The organism is Flavobacteriales bacterium (genome assembly GCA_016700415.1).
Taxonomy (GTDB): Bacteria; Bacteroidota; Bacteroidia; order Flavobacteriales_F; family PHOS-HE28; genus PHOS-HE28.
Genome location: CP065018.1, coordinates 1622387 through 1641016 on the forward strand (window position 1 = coordinate 1622387; position 18630 = coordinate 1641016).

Genomic DNA, 18630 nt, shown 5'->3' on the forward strand with positions numbered 1-18630 from the left:
GAGGCTATCGATGGTTACTACCTTTTCTGCACATTATTGAAGTGTCTTGGCAAAGGGGTATTTTGGCATAGGGTTCGAATTCCTCATGGCATTTACAATATATAGGTTCTTTTCGGTTGGAAGTAGTTCATGGCTGATAAGTTGTCCGTTCAGGTCAGAAGTCTTTCTTGCATGTATTCGGGGGCACGGGAGGACGGCCCACAACGCACATGCCCGCGCTCGCCTAACTCCCGCGCCAGAAATTATTTATGGAAGACTCGCGCGAGTTGGGGGTTACCGAGGAAGGTATTGTCCGGACTGATCAGGGTAAATCCGTTGGCCGGTACACTGCTGAAACCACCCAAGGTCGGATAGGTTTCCGTGGCGTTGACACGGATACGGAACAGATTGTCCGTCCGGAACACCAGTTGATTATTGTCCGTTGTGCCGACAAAATCGGTACTCGGAAAGGTTCCTCCGTTACCGGGCAGCACCCAAGGGGTGGATTGTGCGGTACAGCTCCAAATGGTCAGCAGACCTAGGCCTGCCATGCTTATGCGTTTCATGGGATTTAAGCTTTTCGCTCAATCCCTCCCCCCCTTGACAAAGCTCACCGATCGCCTTTCCGTATCACTGAATACGCTCAGTACATATACCCCTGTTGCCAAGTTCGTTGGCAACATATAGGGTAGTTCTGCTGAACCGTGGATGGGCTTCCATTGCCGGATGACCCGCCCGGTGGCATCAAACAGCATGGCATCCGTCAATGGGGATGATCCATACCAATAGAAGGCATCACCCCTCAGTTCCAAAGAGGGTTTCACCGGTCCTTCAGCTATTCCACTGCCAGCATCAACAGGCTCCACACGGATGTCGTCGAAGTAGTAGTAAGCAGCTCCCAACGGAAAACCGGGAATGACGATGCCGTTCACATCATCCACATGGGTGAAGGTGCCAAAGATCATCCAGCGTTCGTTTCCAATGGCCATAAAGGTGTCTGCCAGTTCCACCCAATCCGTGCTCACCAAGTAACCACTGTCCGGGCTGAACAGTTGCACCTGTGGGATCACTTCAATGGTGTAGAGATCATCTTGGAACAAACTGTCCTGTGCGAAATAGACGCCGATGCGGTCAATAGCCATGTGGGCAGGCGGAGCCAGTGCATAGTGCATTGAAACCCGGTAGGAGTCACCCGCCTCCATTGGCGCCAAAAGCCTTGCCATCAAGTATTCATGGACATCGGAACTTCCAGCGCCATACCACTGCCAGCAACCAGCGAACCGTTCACCTTCATACGGTTCCGTATAGATGTCGCTACCGGGCACCAGATCAACTCCGCATCCACGGACCAAGTCGGCATCGTACATATCTGGCGTGGCTGTGTTCGCGCTGGTCCAATGCAGCGCACTTGTGAAGGGCGGATCCCACCCTGTGCAATGGACCGTATCCTCAAAGCCGCCATTTGGCACGAGGTTTTGTGCCGTCGCTTTTACAGCGAGGGCTGCCACAAGCGCCAAGGGGATGGTGCGAGTGGTGAGGTTTGTCAAGGAAGGAAGGAGTGTATTGAGCATGTTTTTGTTTTTCTCCTTTCTTGTTCACCGCTTCTTTGGCACCTTGAGGACGTGCTTGGTTTCCCAGCATTGCCCTGCGCTTCCGGCCACGTGATCGTGGATACCGGGTGCTCACCGTCCCGCCCGGCATGCGGCTTGCTCCGGGGAGGATCGTATCTTTGCTTAGCTTTTGTTCATCTTACTTTCCGGTTTGGTGGGACATGAGCGACACGGCCCTCGGTGTTAGTAGCACCGGGGGCTTTTTTTTGTGGCATTGCCAAGATGACTTTACCTTGTTTGGTCCAAAAATGGACTGGCGACTGGCGACTGGCGACTGGCGACTGGCTGTACACCGCGCTCATGGCCAAAATTGCTCGTGAGGCATAGCCGAAGTGAAAACCCTGTTGTGTTATGATCGAAGGCTTTCATGCCGATAAAGCTACGCGCAAAATCGGGTCTTCCAAATTTTTGTGAATGCACGTTCTTGGATCGTTGCTCAGTGCATCGCGATGTGGATCACACATACCGGAATGCACGGGCCTTTCCAATTATCAGGACCACACCATTGGATGTTGAGGTCCGTGTTTCCCGAGTGGACCTGGCCCGTCGGAGCAAGCTCTTTCGCAACACTGACAATGGCGCGTTGAAAGGGCGGCGGCATGAGGCCAAAGTAAACGCGCGGTGCCCGGTAAACTTGCACTGCCTACGGAACCAATTTTTCCGCAGCGGACCCCATGGACATCCAGCACGACGTCGAACTCCTTCCTTTCAACACCTTTCATGTGTCGGCCCGCGCGGCGCATTTGGCACGGTTCCGTTCGTTGGACGAGCTCCGTGCCTTGCTGAGCGCCCCGGAACTGAAGGGCCTGCCGCGCTTGGTGATGGGCGGAGGCAGCAACATGCTTTTCACCCGCGATTGGCCCGGCGTGGTGCTGCTGAACGAGATCGAAGGCATCACCGTGGTGGAAGAGAATGATGACCATGTGATCGTCCGTTCCGGTTCGGGCGTGGTGTGGCACGAGTTCGTGGCGCATTGCGTGGGTGAAGGCTGGGGCGGGATCGAGAACCTGTCGTTGATCCCCGGCAAAGTGGGTGCCACGCCCATGCAGAACATCGGGGCCTACGGCGTGGAGATCAAGGACGTCTTTGACCACTTGGAAGCACTGCGGATCAGTGACGGCGAAGTGGTGCGCTTCAATGCGGAGGAATGCCGGTTCGGTTATCGCGAAAGCTTTTTCAAGCATGAAGGCAAGAACAAGTACATCATCCTGAGCGTGGCGTTCAAGCTGTCCAAGCATCCGCTGGTGCGCACTTATTACGGCAGCATCAAGCACGAGCTGGAGCAGCGCGGCATCACCGCGCCCACGATCCAGGACGTGAGCGACGCCGTGATACACATCCGCCGCAGCAAGCTCCCGGACACGCACGTGCTGGGCAACGCGGGCAGTTTTTTCAAGAACCCGGTGGTGGCGGCGGAACTGGCGGAGCGCATCAAAGCGACCCATCCGGACCTGGTCTCCTTTCCCGGTGATGAGGGCCATGTGAAACTGGCTGCCGGTTGGCTGATCGAGCAGGCCGGCTGGAAGGGCTTCCGCGAAGCGGACCTCGGCGTACACAAGGACCAGGCCTTGGTGCTCGTGAACTACGGCGGCTCCACCGGCAGCGCGATCTTCGACCTCTCCACCCGCGTGCTGGAGAGCGTGAAAGAGAAATTCGGAGTGGAGCTGGAGCGGGAGGTGAACATCATTTGAGTCTCTTGGGTTTGGGACGCAGAGACGCGCATCCTTCGTGTCCTTAGCGTCCTTCGTGGTACCCTTTGACCAGCATTCACTTTCTTCGCACCCTCAATCCTCCACCATGCTACGTCGCGCGCTTTTGTTGATCTCGCTCCTCGCAACCACGTTGCTTTCCGCACAGGAGAAAAAGGAACTCACGCTCAAGGCCACCATCCTCGATCGGTCCCTGTATCCGGAACGGATGAGCGGCCTTCAATGGATCACCAGCATCAACAGCTACTCATTCGTCAAGGACAGTGCGCTGATGCGGGGTGGGGCCAGTGAACGCACGGACCGTGTGATCGCCACCTTGAACGACCTCAACAATGGCCGTAGCACCGGTGATAGCCTGAAGCGCTTCCCGGATGTGGAATGGACCAATGCCACCACCTTCATGTTCGGGCAAGGCGATCGCACCTACACCTTCGACGTGACGAAGAAGACCTCGAACCTGCGCCTCACCACCGCCAGTGATGCGGAGAACGAGGACCATGACGATGCCTATGACAAGATCGCTTTCACCCGCGGGGAGAACCTCTTCATCGCGGGCCTCGGAGACAGCATCAAGCAGGTAACCTTCGACGGTAGCGACGGCATCGTGAACGGCAAGAGCGTGCACCGCGAGGAGTACGGCATCACCAAAGGCACCTTCTGGAGCCCGGACGGCAACCTGCTCGCCTTCTACCGCATGGACGAGACCATGGTGACGCCCTACTACGTGGAGGACATCACCACCACACCGAGCACCTTCAAGAAGTTCCGCTACCCCATGGCGGGCCAGACGAGCCACCATGTGACGCTCGGCGTGTACGACACGCGCACCGGCAAGACCGTCTTCATCAACCCGGACGGGCCTGCGGACCATTACCTCACGAACATCAGCTGGGACCCGGACAACACCCACATCCAGATCATCTTGTTGAACCGTGCCACGGACAACTTCAAAGTGATCCGCTATGACGTGAGCACCGGGCGGGCCGTGCGCACCCTTTTCGAGGAATCGGACAAGAAGTGGCTGGAGCCCGAACATCCCCTCACCTTCCTGAAGAAAACTCCTTCCCAGTTCATCCACTGGAGCCAACGTGACGGCTGGTGGCACCTTTACCTGTATGACACGGAAAAGGGCATGATCCGGCAGTTGACCAAGGGTCCGTGGGTGGTGAAGGACATCCTCGGCCTCGATGCCAAGGAGCGTTTCGTCTATGTCTCAGGCACGGCCATGATCGACCCGAAAGATCCGAAAGGTGCTATGGAAACGCAGCTTTACAGCGTAGAGCTGGCCACGGGGAATACCGTGCAATTGACACAGCAGCCCGGCACACACAACGGCCAACTGAGCAGCGACGGCAAGTACATCATCGATCAGTGGAGCAGCGTTAGCGTCCCCGGCCGCGTTGAGGTGTTGGATGCCAGCAACGGTAAGGTCGTGAAGACGTTGTTGAACAGCAAGGACCCGCTGGCGAGCTACAACGTGGGCACGGTGGAATTCACCCAAGTGACCGGCGAGAATGGCGATATCCTGAATGCGCGCATCATCAAGCCCAGCGGCTTCCAAAGCCGGGAACGCTATCCGGTGATCGTTTATTTGTACAACGGCCCGCACGTGCAGTTGGTCACGAACAGTTTCAATGGAGGTGCGCCTTTGTGGATGCTGGAGGCGGCGCAACGCGGTTACATCGTCTTCACCGTGGACGGCCACGGCAGCGGCAATCGCGGGCAGGCGTTCGAGCAGGTGATCTACCGCCAGCTCGGCGTCACCGAGGTGAAGGACCAGTTGGACGGCGCCGAATACCTGAAGAGCCTTCCCTACGTGGACGGCACGCGCATGGCGGTGCATGGCTGGAGCTTCGGCGGGCACATGACCACGGCCCTGATGCTGCGTGACCCCGGCGTGTTCCAAGTGGGCGTGGCCGGCGGTGCCGTGCAGGACTGGAAACTGTATGAAGTGATGTACACCGAGCGCTACATGGACACACCGGAGGAAAACCCGGAAGGCTATGCCGCTACTGCGCTTCCACCGTTAGCGGACAAACTTCAAGGCGACCTGTTGCTGATCCAGGACAACATGGATGAAACGGTGGTGCCGGAGCATGCCCTGCGCTTCCTGAAGAGCTGCGTGGACAAAGGGATCCACCCTGATTTCTTCTACTACCCCGGCCATCCGCACAATGTGCGCGGCAAGGACCGCGTGCATCTGTACACGGAGATCCTGGACTACATCGACGCGAAGCTGGGCGTGAAGAGACCGTAGTCATTTTCACCACAGAGGCACAGAGGGCACAGAGGGGTCCGCCCGCGCTTGCAGCGCGAGTTTATCTGCCGAAGGCACGGCCCGCATGCCGGAGGCATGGCGTGCGAGGTCCGCGCCTGTGGCGCAATGAGGAGCTCACGGAAGCCGCAAAAACCGCTTAGACACTTCTGTGTTTCCGGAACGGAGACTCACGATATAGGCACCGGGCGCAAGGCCACTGACATCCACATCCACCGCTCCTGAACCGCTCATAACAGGCCGTGGCTGACCGATCATTCTGCGGTCCGCCCGCGCTTGTAGCGCGAGGCGTGCGAGGTTTGCGCCTTTGGCGCAACGAAGATCTTAAGGCAGCCGCAAAAAACGCTTGGATACTACTATACGTCCAGAGCGCAAACAGGCGATATATGCACCGGGCGCAAGCCCGCTGACATCCACCGTTCGCGAGCCGTTCTCCATAGATCTTGGCCGGCCTACATCCCGCCCCGTCGCATCTATGATCGACAAGATTGTCGTGGTGGCTGAACTTGTATCGAAGCGAATGTGAAGCAACTCCCGCACAGGGTTCGGGAACAGCTCGATCTCCGCCGCATTGGCGAGAACCGCGGATGACACCTGCGTAGCCGAAACCGGCACCGCCATGGCCGACGCGGTGCCAATGGTCAATTTCGTCAAGCCCTGCCAATAAGCGAGGTCCATGTACTCCATCCGATCGCTCGATGTGTGGTAATGTGGGTTGGGGTCGTTATCGAAATCCTCGATCACCAGGATCGCGCCGTAGCCCTCCGACCAGAACGAGGCATGATCGCTATACGTGGCGCCGGGGTTATTCACCACGATCGGCAGGCCCAGACCGTAGATGGTGTTCACCATCAGCACGGAATCCTTGATGGCGATGCTGTTGGCCACGGGCCGCGTATGGATCCGCATCAGGCCGTCGCCGTTGCCGTCATAGCCGATAGCATCCATCTGCACCGCGGCCAGGATCTCCTCATCATTCCCTGCCGCCGCGCTGGTGTAGTAGGCGCTACCGATCAGGCCCTGCTCCTCCTCATCCCAGAGCGCAAAGACGACCGTGTTCTCAAAGTCATGACCGGCCATGACACGAGCCGCTTCCATCACAGCGCATACTCCGCTCCCATCATCATCCGCTCCGGGCGCGGTGGTTCCGCCGGGCATGCTGTCGTAGTGCCCGCAGATCACCACCTTCCGCTCCGGATGCACCAAGCCTGTTTTCACCGCAAGGACATTCCCGCCTTGCGCACCGAAGACCTGTACCTCCGGCGCATAGCCCATGCGTGTGAATTCCTGCTGCAGCCACTGCGCTGCCAACGCATTCCCCGGCTGGAATTTGTTCCGTGAAAGGATCGTTTGCGCGCCATTGCCCACATCCACCGGCTGCATCCCGCTCAGCCGCTCCAAGCGCCATGTGAGGGAATCAACGTTCACGGCGTCCACGATCTGTTGGATGGTCGGGTTCTGGGCATTGGCCCATATCGGCAGGACTATTAAAAGCAGGACCGCGGCGTGGGGAAGTATGCGCATTGATGCAAGTTATGCCACTCCGTCCTAAAGGTCCCGATCTTTGCTGAATGAAAGATCATACGCTCATCATCCGCAACATGGTCTGCGACCGTTGCAAAGCCGCAGTGAGCAAGGTGATGGAACAACTGGACCTGCCGATCCGCCGGCTTGATCTGGGCGAAATCGAGCTGATGCAAGAACCATCAGCACAAGCGATCGCGGCACTTCATGTCGCCCTTCAACCACTGGGCTTCGAACTGGTGGAGGACCGCGATGCCGCGACGATCGCGCGCATCAAGTCCGCGGTGGTGCAACTTGTGCATCATGCGGATGGTGATGCGGACAAGATGAAATTGAGCACTTGGCTCAGCGATGCGCTCCACAAAGAATATTCAGGCTTGGCAGCGCTGTTCAGCAGTGTGGAAGGGATAACCGTAGAGCACTTCTTCCTGCTTCAGCGCATCGAACGGGTGAAAGAGCTTGTGCGCTATGGCGAACTCACCATCAGCGAGATCGCCTTTTCCACCGGGTTCAGCAGTGCTGCTCACCTGTCCGGGCAGTTCAAATTGTTCACCGGGATGACGCCCACGGATTTCCGCAAGCTCGGTGGCCCACGCATCCCACTGGATCAGGTGGGTTGATACGGCTGACCGTTCCGATGTAAGGCATTACCGGAATGATGTAACCTGCTCCGGCGCGATAGTCCGTTGCTTTGTGTCCTTATCACATCGAAATGGATCACGAGCATTCAGTTACAGGCCCTTCACATTCCGACGAGCAACTCGCCAAAGACCCCGTCTGCGGTATGGATGTGGACCCTACCACCGCCAAGTACAGCAGCGAACACGAAGGCAAGACCTATTACTTCTGTTCCGAAGGGTGCAGGAAGAAGTTCGAGGCGGAACCCGCGAAATACCTCGCAGCAAAGAAGGTGAAGGACCCCGTCTGCGGCATGGACGTGGACCCCGCCACCGCCAAGCACAGCAGCGAACACAAAGGCAAGTCCTATTACTTCTGCTGCGAAGGATGCAAGAAGAAGTTCGACGCCGATCAGGAGCGCTACCTGCAACCGAAGCTGGCCCCGCTGCCACTGATCGGCAAGCAGGTAAATTACACCCATGCTGGCGCGAGCGTCCACGCTCGTGCCAATGCGAACGTGATGTACACCTGCCCGATGGACCCGGAGATCCGCCAACTGGGCCCGGGCACCTGCCCCATCTGCGGCATGGCGCTGGAACCGGAAGTGTACAGCCCGGATGCCGGCCCCAACGAAGAGCTGATCGATATGACGCGGCGCTTCTGGATCGGCGTGGCGCTCACCAGCCCTGTGTTCCTGCTGGAAATGGGCTCGCACATTTTCCCTTCGTTGCACAACATCGTACCCCCACAGGTCTCTGCATGGATCCAGTTCCTGCTGGCCACGCCCGTGGTGCTCTGGGCCGGTTGGCCTTTGCTCCAACGTGGCTGGGCCTCTGTGCGCACCGGCAACCTCAACATGTTCACGCTGATCGCTATGGGCGTGGGCGTGGCGTGGGTGTACAGTGTTGTCGCGCTCTTCGCACCGGGGCTCTTCCCGGAGGCGTTCCGTACAGCGCACGGTGTGGTGGGCGTCTACTTTGAAGCGGCGGCCATGATCACCGTACTGGTGCTGCTGGGCCAAGTGCTGGAGCTGCGGGCGCGTGAAAGCACCGCCGGCGCCATCAAAGCCCTGCTGGACCTCGCCCCCACCACCGCATTGCGTATCAACGCGGACGGTAGCGACGAAGTAGTGGATCTGGACCGCATCTCCGTAGGCGATCGCCTGCGTGTACGGCCCGGCGAAAAAGTGCCGGTGGACGGCGAAGTTCTCGAAGGCCGCTCCGTGATCGACGAGAGCATGATCACCGGCGAATCCATGCCGGTGACGCGTACCGTGGGCGATACCGTGATCGGTGGCACCATGAACAGCTCCGGTGCCTTGGTGGTACAGGCAGGAAAGGTGGGCGCCGATACCGTGCTCTCGCGCATCGTGCAGCTGGTGGCCTCCGCCCAGCGTTCCCGCGCACCCATCCAGCGCATGGCGGATAAAGTTTCCGGCTGGTTCGTGCCGATCGTGATCGGCGCGGCCGTGCTCACCTTCATCGTCTGGATGTTCGTGGGGCCGGAGCCGCGCTTCACCTACGCACTGGTGGCAGCGGTATCGGTGCTCATCATCGCATGCCCGTGCGCATTGGGCCTGGCCACACCCATGAGCATCATGGTGGGCGTGGGCAAGGGCGCGCAAATGGGTGTACTGATCCGCGACGCGGAAGCGCTGGAGCGCATGGAGAAGGTGGATACGCTGGTGGTGGACAAGACCGGAACGCTCACCGAAGGCAAGCCGAGCGTCACCCACATCTTCCCGGAAGAAGGTTTTACCGAAGCGGAAGTGCTGCGCTTCTCAGCAGCCGTGGAGCGGCTATCCGAGCATCCCTATGCAAAGGCCATCGTCGGCGCGGCGCGCGCCAAGGAACTGCAAGTACCGGCCGTCACGGACTTCGATTCGCCCACGGGCAAGGGTGTGCTGGGTACGGTGGAAGGCAAGCGCGTTCTCCTCGGCAGCGCCGAATTCCTGAAGGAGCATAAGATCGAAACGGAGCGACTTTCCGAGCTGGCGGGCGTACGCAGGCGTGAAGGAGCCACAGTGATCTTCGTCGCCATCGATGCCCAAGTGGCGGGCATGCTCTCCATCGCCGATGCGATCAAACCCACCACCGCCAAAGCGTTGGACGGCCTGCGGAAAGAAGGTCTGCACATCGTGATGCTCACCGGCGATGCACAAGCCACCGCCGAAGCCGTGGCCCGCAGCCTCGGCATCAGCGAAGTGGAGGCCGGCGTGCTGCCCGAGCGGAAGAGTGCCGTGGTGCAACGCCTGCAGAAGGAAGGCCGCATCGTGGCCATGGCCGGCGATGGCGTGAACGATGCGCCCGCATTGGCCGCTGCCGACGTGGGCATCGCCATGGGCCACGGCACCGATGTGGCCATGGAAAGCGCAGGCATCACGCTGGTGAAGGGTGACCTCATCGGCATCCTGCGCGCACGCCGCTTATCACAGGCCGTGATGCGCAACATCAAGCAGAACCTGTTCTTCGCTTTCGGTTACAACGCTTTGGGCATTCCCATTGCGGCGGGTGTGCTGTACCCGGTGTTCGGCTGGCTGCTCTCGCCCATCATCGCGGCAGCAGCCATGAGTTTCAGCAGCGTGAGCGTGATCACGAACAGCTTACGGTTGCGGGGGAAGAAGTTTGATCGATCGTAGCATAGCAGGCACTCGCGTACTTCAACCGGGAGAATGGCTCAACGCACCGGAATAAAGCGGTCGGCCAAATGCCCGTCCACCACCGCTATGTACACCGCCATGCTATGCTCGGTGAAGGGGATGCTTGCACTGCGGCCCGCCGCGCTGCGAACCTCCCGCTCCAGCACCAAGCGCCCCTGGGGGTCGTACACCCGCAATTGGTGCGGGCCGTCGCTCAAGTTCAAGAGGTTCAGCACACCGGAAGACGACCATGCCGTCCGAAAAACCTCCTTTGCCGGACTGTTACCATCTATGCCTAATGTGCTGCACTGGTAGCGGATGTCATCGCCCAGGTAGCGCATGAAGCCGTTGCCGAAGCCTGCGGAGATGTACAGCGTGTCGTGGTAGAAGACCGCGTTGGCCGCGCCGGTGGTCGGGGAGATGTCCCCGCCGCCGGGCACGCAGTAGGTGCTGCCGTCCCACACGGCCACGCCGGGGGTGCCCATCAGGCTGGCAAAGCGGAAGCCGCCCACCACCAAGAGCAGACTATCATGCACCACCAAGCGTTCGATCTTCGGGGCGTAGGCATCGGAGTTGTAGATGGTCTGCACCCCTTGGCCCGGCTCGCCGATGGAGTACGCCTGCTCCCCGTCCCAGCGCAGGCCGCCCTGCCCGGGGTTGCCGCTGCTGTAGTGCGACCTGCCCCCGATGTACAGCTCATCCTTGTACACCGCCATCTGCCCGCCGGAATCGAAGCCCCCTTGCAGGCAGTAGCTGCACAGGGGTTCCCAGGCAGTATCCACCAATTGCATCAGGTTGCGGATGGAATTATCTGCGAAATCGAAGATCCCGCTCACCACCAGCTTCCCTTGGTACTTGGCGATATCCTTCATGATCGGCGTTCCTACATATTCGGGCACAGGCCCTACGTTTTCCCAGTGGCCTCCCACGCGCTTGGCCAGGCCGTTGCAGTAATAGCCGTCCGCGTGTGTAAAAGGACCCGTGGCGTACATCTCACCATCGATCACACGCAACGACTGGACATATGCCCCTTCAATGCCACTGTTGATGTCTCCGTACGATTGCCATGTACCGCCAGCAAAGCACGCGATCCTTTTGATCGGCTCGTCCAAGATCGACTTGAATGCTCCACCCACGATCAGCGTGTCGTGGTACATCACCGCTGTCTTCAACTCGTTGCCGAACAGCCCGAGGGTGTCCCAATGCGTGCCATCGTAGCGGTAAAGCGGCCAATAACTTGCCGTGTCCGTATTGAACCAATCACCGCCACCGGCATAAAGCACGTCGTTTACGGTGTCGTTCATGCATATCCAAGCGTTCCCAAGGAACATGCCTTGCCCGGCATCCTCCCAGAACTGCTGGGAGAATGCCGGGCCGCATAAGCATGCCGCCACCATGCAGGCGGCCTTTTTAAAACGGTGCAAAACAGACATGGCTCAGCGCAGCGGGATAAAGCGGTCGGCGAGTTGCCCGTCCACAACCGCTATGTACACAGCCATGGAAGGCTGCGCGAAGGCGATGGCCCCGCTGTGACCCGCCGCACTGCGTACTTCCCGCTCCAGCACCAAGCGGCCCTGGGGGTCGTACACCCGCAGTTGGTGCGGGCCGTCGCTCAAGTTCAACAGGTTCAGCACGCCGTCAACTGTCCAGAACGCCCGGAACCCGGACCGGTCCACCGCTTGGTTTTCCGCAACGCCCACGATGCTCTCGTCACAGAACTGGGTGATGAAGGCGTCGGAAGCGCCGCCCAGCAAGCCGTTGTAGTTGTACAGGGGATTAAAGAAATAGCCGGCGTTCTCCTCGCCGTCCAAGGGGAAATAATTGCCGGGAGCACCATTGGGCATGGTGGTATAGCCCACGGCATAGATGGAACCACCGAAGTCGCTCACGGCCCTGACGTTCTGTGGCTGGGGCAAGCCCCCGGCATCGCCACCGAAGAGGGTGTACCACCGGAGGTCTTGATGTTGATCGAAGTTGGCGATGAACCCATCCTGTGCCAAGAGATTTTGGTCGAGGTTATAGGTCGGCTGGTAATAGTGGCCCGGCCAAGGATGAAGGCCGGGTGCCGCCTCATTCGTGTATCCCCCGACGGTCAGCTCGTCGTCCTGGCCCAGGGTGAGGCAATACGGTGAATGGTTGTCTCCCCCGCCGAGGTAGGTGATCCATTTGCCGGCATTGCTCAGGTGTGCAAACTCCGCAATAAACCCGTTGTTCCCTGATAGATCGCTTTCCTGATCATTCCATCCGTCCCCTTCCACCATTGTGGGCAATGTGCCGCATGAACCCGTGAGGTACAGGTCCTTGTTCACGGCGATACCCTTTGGCGCCAGCTCATCCGCATCCGGTCCCCCCAAATAGGTGGCCCACTCCACGTTCCCGGTATAGCTGTATTGGGCGATGAAGATATCGCGGCTGCCGTGGTAGGCTTCCGCAAAGCTTAGCGTGGGCACATTGGCCAAAACCGGAATGTTGGAGCTCTCCGTATTCCCCGCGAGCACGATCCGATCTTGTGCGGCCTTTACCAGTGCAAGGTTCTCGTTGTTCGCCCCGCCGTAAAAGCGGCTCCAAAGGGGGGACTCGTTGGCATCGAACAAGGCGACGAAGGCGTCCTTCCCGCCGTGATGATCGTTCAGGTGATCCCCGGGCAGGTTGCCCTCGGTGGTCCCCGAGATCACGATCTGGTCCGCATGGGGCACCACGTCCACCGCGTGGATCTGCACCTTCGACATACCGTAAATGGTGGCCCAGTCCCTTACTCCTTGGTCATCAAATCGTGCAAGGAAGCCCTTGTCCTGCGTGTTGTGGGGGTCGACCTCGTTGTAGGCACCAGCCAAAAACGTAGGGAAGAAATTGAAGGAAGCGGTGTTCCCGACCAGGTAAATGCGGACGGGGTCGGCCTTGATCGCCAGGCCCGTGGCCTCGGTATAGCCCCCGTTCCAGATATTCGAGTTGCCGAGGAAGGCCGTCCATTGCAAGAGGTGGGATTGGTTGAACTTGGTGAGCGTGGCCAAGCTGTGTACGTCCCCGGGTGTTATGCTGGTGCCCGTAACACTGGGGAAGTTCAGTATGGGCGATTCGGTCCTTCCGGCCACGTAGAAGTTACCCTCGCTGTCCGGTTTGATGTCGGTGAGCATATCGAAATCCTCGGCGCCGTAGTAGGTGCTCCAGCACAGGCCCTCCTCTTCGTAGATTGTGTTCCCGCCCAAGGCCGGCGGACCGACCAGGAAGACCAGGGGCTTCCCGTGGTCGTAGTTGCTGAAGTTGAAGTAGGCCCTCCCCACGTTTTCGTACGCGTCGTATCCCGCCGTCCAGTTCACCGGGATGATGCTTCCGTCATTGGCCACCTGATAGGCCATGGCCTGGGGGATTGTCACCCATTCACCCTCGAGCAGCAGCTTCAGGTTGCCGTAGATGTCCACGTCCATCTGGTCCTGGCCGGTGAACTTCAACTCGATGTCCTTGGGGTGGCCCTCGGGATTGATGACGAAGGCGATCTTCTGCCCCACCATGCCGCTGTAGATGTGCATGTCGATGTGGGGATAAATGCCGGGGTAGATCACCCGGTGGTAGGGGTGTACGAAGGTGGCACCGTCCGGCGCGCACGAGGGCAGGTAGAAGTGTGCGTACTGGTCCTTCATCTCCCAGACCACCGGATCCGGGTACTGTGCATGTTCTCCGGCGCAAGTGATGTCCAAACGCCGCAGGGTGTCGCCGCTGAGGCTGTCGCCCGGGGTGGCGACCACCAAGGAAAAGGTACCTTCCTTGTGGAAATAGGCGCGGGGCAATGCGCCCGTGGTGTAGAACTTAATGTAGGGGGTGGCGCTGTCCTGAAGGTCCGTCACCTGCCCCATGTTGGGCCAGATGCCGTAGCTCTCCTTCAGCATATCGTTGAAGGGATCAGGCGGTATGTAGTACTGGGCGGATGCTGTCAGGCCCACTGTAAGCATTGCGAGCGTAGAGAGAGAGAGAGAGATTTCATGGCCAATGGGGTGTTGATTAGGTGATGTGAATGTATAATCCAAATTTTGGACATGGCAAATTTTCTTAATGCGTGTTTTGGATTATGGATGTCACGGATGATGATCGCATCCTGCGCAATGCGCAACATCAAGCAGAACCTGTTCTTCGCTTTCGGTTACAACGCTTTGGGCATTCCCATTGCGGCGGGTGTGCTGTACCCGGTGTTCGGCTGGCTGCTCTCGCCCATCATCGCGGCTGCGGCCATGAGTTTCAGCAGCGTGAGCGTGATCACGAACAGCTTACGGTTGCGTGGGAAGAAGTTTGATCGAACGTAGTTCCGCAGGCACTCCCGACAGGCGAATGCCTGCCGAGTTCCCTCAGTGCGGGTCCGACAAGGCCGGGTTGTTCAGGAATTCCGGGTCCGTGAGCGAGCGCATGAAAGCCACCAGTGCAGCGCGTTCATCCGCGTCGAGATCGATCGCACCGGCGATCCAAGGCAGCATGTGCTGCGAGATGTTCGGTGCGTTGACATTCACTGAATCCGCATAGAAGTCGACCACTTCCTCCAGCGTTGCAAAGCGCCCGTCGTGCATGTAGGGCGCCGTCACCTCGATGTTACGCAGCGTGGTGGTCTTGAACTTGCCCCCGTCCGAATGAAGACCTGTCACTTCCTCCAGTCCATGGTCGATCACACTGCCACCATCCATGCCGATACTGAGGATCGAATTGTCAGAGAAAAACGGGGCGGCATGGCAATCGTTGCAATGGGCCTCACCGAAGAAGAGCTCCCTCCCGGCTATTTCCTGCGCCGTGAGCGCCGAGATATCCCCGCCATGCTCGTATCGATCGAATCGCGAATTGAAAGAGAGGAACGTGCGCTCGAACTGTGCGATGGCCTTCACCACACGCGTGCTGTCCACGCCCGGGGATCCGAAGGCCCGTTCGAAAAGCAGCGGATAATCGGGATGCGCGGCCAAACGATTTTCCACCTCAGGCCAGGTATTGCGCATCTCCACCATGTTCGCCACGGGACCAAAGGCCTGCATCTCAAGCGTCGGAGCGCGGCTGTCCCAAAAGAACAGATGGTCCCAGGCCGGGTTCATGATGGCCATGGAATTCCGCCTGCCCGGGGTACCGTCCGTGCCGAGCGAAACAACGCGCGGGTCTGTGAAGGCAAATTCCTGTTGATGGCACGTCGCACAGGACATGGAGTAGTCGTCGGACAGCGCTTTCTCGTAAAACAACTTCCGGCCCAAGGCGATCCCTTCCACGGTCAACGGGTTGTCCGCCGGGAAGATCAATTCGTGTAACGGGTCGGCCGCCCATGCTGGGAACGCCAGTTGGAAGGGCGTTGGGCCGTTCCAAGCACTGGAGGGCTGGGCCATATCGGGGTCCCGCTGGCAGGAATACAGCCCCACCAAGCTCGTACAAAGGGCTGCCAAGACATAGGTGCGTGGGTGCTTCATCCGGGGTAAATATCGCTGAACTTATCCGTGAACATCAATTACTATCTTGTCTATTCTTGGAATGGTGGATCTGGGGTGCCATTGGTCATGGCCGCCACATGCTCCCGGAACGCTGCACATGGACAGACAGACTTCTGAAGGACCGAGCAACGGATGTCCATAACGCTTCATGCACGCTGCACTACTTGCAGGTCATAGGTAGTTCCGTGCAGCAGTCCGAAGTCCGCCGGAAGCTCCTGTGCCATGATCGGTCCTTGGATGTACGCACCCACAAGTCGCCCCGGCCTGTTCCGGTCAGGATCTCTTTGTATCGTCAGGCCGCGGTGGCATGCGGGAGCGGGGAAGTCCCGCCCGATCGGGTGTCGGCGGAAACCTTAGGCGAGTGAGCGTTTTATTACATTACTCCCAAACCTCCCCGGATCATGAAACGTAGCAGGGAAGTTCACCGAAGGTTTAAAACAGCCACCATGACCACTAGAATGAACCCCATGCCTCTACATGACCGGCCTGTGCAGATCCATATGGGATCGTATTTCGGCCCGAACCGGGACAAATTACCGCCGTCCATCAAGTTCTTGAACAAAGTCTTTGGCAGATTAGGTGTCCCCTATGTATTGCTCCCTCGATTTGATCACCAGCACCACATGCTGAGCATCGAGCAAGCGTCCAACATCCATCACCTTGTCGATCGGGTCCTGGATACGGGTGTTCCCGGCGCGTTCGTGGAATTGGGCTGTTATACGGGGAGCAGTGCGGCTCTTATCAGTGGCCTGCTCGAACCACCGGGTGCGCAACGTGAATTCCATGTTTACGACCGCTTTGATATCGAGCTTGGAAAGCAGCAGAACATCCACGAAGTGTTCAAGAACACGATCCATGCGGAAGGTGTGCCTATGCCGATCATCCATGTGGGTGACTTTCTTCAAACCGTGCCAACGGACCTCCCGGAAGTGATCGCATTCGCCCACCTTGACTGCGGTACGGGAGGGAGTGCCGAAGAACATGCGGCATTGATCACCCATTGTTTGGAAGGTGTATACCCGCGGCTGGCCCAAGGTGCGGTGGTGCTACTAATGGATTATCATAGGGCCGGTGCAACGTTGGACGGGTGTAATTCAAATCCCGGTGTACGGATGGCCTGCGATGCCTTTTTCCTGGACAAACCGGAGCAGATCCAGCTTTTATATGGTGGCCCTTGCTCCCATGCATTTGTCCGCAAACGATGATCTGGGAAAATGCGGAGGTTCCCCGATCCACCTTCCACGCGCAGGAGCGTGGGGAGGATGCTGGATCGCGGCATGGCCAGGGGTATGTCCCCCACTTCCTCCAGTTCGGCTTCCAAGGGGTGAGGCCATTTCAGTACTGAACCACTGGATTACTGACTACCTTGTGACTGCATGTGGAAGTTCTCCTTCATCCGAAAGAGCAAGTTGGTGATCCTGCCGCTTGCCGCGTTGCTGCTGTTCGCGGCATTTGCGCCGAAACTTTCGCGGATGACCTGCACCTCAAGTGGCCGTACTTCCGTCAGCTTGGGTGAGGCCAAGGATTGCTGCCCGTCTTCGGAACATCCCGGTTCACAGTTCACACCCACCTGCTGTGAGTTCACCAGTGTGCAGTCTGAGATCCCAACATTCACCTTCGATAAGGTCTTGGTGCCGCCTTCGGTGCATGCCGTTGCTATTCCCTGGCGCACGGTGATCGAAGTGCCCCTTTCCGGGCATGCTTGGACCATCAGGCCGCAATGCCGTCCTCCACGGCTCTTGAAAGCCCGCTTGGCGGAGCTTCAGACCTACCTCATTTAGGATCGTCCCTCCCGGACCCGTTGGTCCGTCGCGCTTGATGGCTTTGTCCCGTCGCGCATTTCTACGACCGTTCCATTTTCATTTCAGCCGTCGGCATTGCCACGCGGCTACACCTTCCGGAAATTGCTCAGGGCCAAGAACGGTGGTCCGTCACTTCCAAAAACCATAAAACAACAACACGACCATGAACAAGTACAGCCTGATCATCCTCGCCCTTGCAGTGACCACCTGGACCGCCTGCGGTACCAGCTCGACCAACGATCAACACCACGACCACATGATGAACGACAGCAGCGCCATGCACTCCAACGAACAGGGCTCCATGCACATGATGGGCGACAGCACCACCATGCACTCCGCGGAGGGAATGGCCTATGCCTGCCCGATGCATCCCGAAGTGACCGGGAAGGAAGGGGACAAATGCTCGAAGTGCGGGATGTACCTCGAACCTGTCAAATAAGCGCAACACCAAAAAAAAACGACCATGAACACCTGGGAGCTCCATCCGGCCTTCGTCCACTTTCCGATCGCGCTGCTGCTGAGCGGCGTGGTACTGGACCTCTATGGTTGGCGAAAGAAGCGGGTGGACCTTTCACGCGTGGCCTTCGGGTTGATCGTGGCAGGGGTGATAACGGGCCTCTTGACGATCATTACGGGTGTGATGGCCTACTACACAGTGCCCGCCCACACCGAGGCTGCGCACGAGCGCATGACCTGGCACATCTGGATCCAGTCCATCGCCATCGGGGTGTTCGGGCTGATGTGCCTGCTGCGCTGGAAGCGGAGAAAAAGCCTCGTCGCGCCAAGTGCCTTGTTCCTGAGCGTGTCGGCGGCGGTGCTGCTGATCGTTGGTTCTTACCTCGGTGCATGGATCGTCTATCGCGGCGGTGCCGGGGTGGATCCCGCGATCCTTTCCCACGAAGTGCGCGAAGGGCACCACCATCATCACGGCGGGGAGATGGACGATGACCACGACGGCGATCATCATGATGGGGATCATCACGATGACGATCACGACGAAGACCAGCATCATTGACCCCTGAACAGGC

General features: G+C 58.7%; 14 protein-coding genes and 1 pseudogene. 9 read left to right on the plus strand and 6 right to left on the minus strand.

All coding sequences use genetic code 11. The annotated features are described in order from the left end of the window. Positions 1–242: 242 nt before the first annotated feature. Both IPP95_06820 and IPP95_06825 read right to left on the minus strand, forming a co-directional pair. Positions 243–545: a hypothetical protein gene (locus IPP95_06820; GenBank protein QQS73914.1), complete on the minus strand. Its 303-nt coding sequence runs from the start codon at positions 543–545 to the stop codon at positions 243–245. An 18-nt stretch (positions 546–563) separates the two neighbouring features. Further along, positions 564–1550: a hypothetical protein gene (locus IPP95_06825; protein QQS73915.1), complete on the minus strand. Its 987-nt coding sequence runs from the start codon at positions 1548–1550 to the stop codon at positions 564–566. A 713-nt stretch (positions 1551–2263) separates the two neighbouring features. On the opposite strand from IPP95_06825, the gene murB reads away from it, so the two are divergent. Continuing rightward, on the plus strand, positions 2264–3280 hold the full coding sequence (gene murB / locus IPP95_06830) for a UDP-N-acetylmuramate dehydrogenase (GenBank protein QQS73916.1): 1017 nt from the start codon (positions 2264–2266) through the stop codon (positions 3278–3280). A gap of 106 nt (positions 3281–3386) precedes the next feature. Further along, positions 3387–5555: a S9 family peptidase gene (locus IPP95_06835; GenBank protein QQS73917.1), complete on the plus strand. Its 2169-nt coding sequence runs from the start codon at positions 3387–3389 to the stop codon at positions 5553–5555. Positions 5556–5897: 342 nt separating this feature from the next. On the opposite strand, the gene IPP95_06840 is transcribed toward IPP95_06835, so the two are convergent. Further along, on the minus strand, positions 5898–7097 hold the full coding sequence (locus tag IPP95_06840) for a M20/M25/M40 family metallo-hydrolase (protein ID QQS73918.1): 1200 nt from the start codon (positions 7095–7097) through the stop codon (positions 5898–5900). 47 nt (positions 7098–7144) lie between these two features. On the opposite strand from IPP95_06840, the gene IPP95_06845 reads away from it, so the two are divergent. Both IPP95_06845 and cadA read left to right on the plus strand, forming a co-directional pair. Further along, on the plus strand, positions 7145–7717 hold the full coding sequence (locus tag IPP95_06845) for an AraC family transcriptional regulator (GenBank protein QQS73919.1): 573 nt from the start codon (positions 7145–7147) through the stop codon (positions 7715–7717). 92 nt (positions 7718–7809) lie between these two features. After that, entirely contained in the window at positions 7810–10353 is a 2544-nt protein-coding gene (cadA, locus tag IPP95_06850; GenBank protein ID QQS73920.1) for a cadmium-translocating P-type ATPase, read from the plus strand. A gap of 38 nt (positions 10354–10391) precedes the next feature. Here the strand turns inward: cadA and IPP95_06855 are convergent, their stop codons facing one another. Next, a complete protein-coding gene (locus tag IPP95_06855) occupies positions 10392–11657 on the minus strand; it encodes a hypothetical protein (GenBank protein ID QQS73921.1) in 1266 nt (421 codons plus the stop codon). A 132-nt stretch (positions 11658–11789) separates the two neighbouring features. Next, a complete protein-coding gene (locus IPP95_06860) occupies positions 11790–14300 on the minus strand; it encodes a hypothetical protein (GenBank protein ID QQS73922.1) in 2511 nt (836 codons plus the stop codon). Between the two features lie 150 nt (positions 14301–14450). Here IPP95_06860 and IPP95_06865 point away from each other — a divergent pair. Further along, positions 14451–14648: pseudogene (locus IPP95_06865) on the plus strand (hypothetical protein). Positions 14649–14690: 42 nt separating this feature from the next. Here IPP95_06865 and IPP95_06870 read toward each other — a convergent pair. Then, on the minus strand, positions 14691–15779 hold the full coding sequence (locus IPP95_06870; GenBank protein QQS73923.1) for a cytochrome-c peroxidase: 1089 nt from the start codon (positions 15777–15779) through the stop codon (positions 14691–14693). 644 nt (positions 15780–16423) lie between these two features. Here IPP95_06870 and IPP95_06875 point away from each other — a divergent pair. From IPP95_06875 to IPP95_06890, 4 genes are all read left to right on the plus strand, one after another. Beyond that, complete coding sequence (locus IPP95_06875) at positions 16424–17005, plus strand: hypothetical protein (GenBank protein QQS73924.1); 582 nt, start codon at positions 16424–16426, stop codon at positions 17003–17005. Between the two features lie 171 nt (positions 17006–17176). Continuing rightward, a complete protein-coding gene (locus tag IPP95_06880) occupies positions 17177–17581 on the plus strand; it encodes a hypothetical protein (protein QQS73925.1) in 405 nt (134 codons plus the stop codon). Between the two features lie 184 nt (positions 17582–17765). Beyond that, a complete protein-coding gene (locus tag IPP95_06885; protein ID QQS74305.1) occupies positions 17766–18041 on the plus strand; it encodes a hypothetical protein in 276 nt (91 codons plus the stop codon). Positions 18042–18065: 24 nt separating this feature from the next. Continuing rightward, positions 18066–18617 carry a DUF2231 domain-containing protein gene (locus IPP95_06890; protein QQS73926.1) on the plus strand — a complete coding sequence of 184 codons (552 nt, stop codon included), beginning with the start codon at positions 18066–18068 and terminating at the stop codon, positions 18615–18617. The last annotated feature ends 13 nt before the right edge of the window (positions 18618–18630 follow it).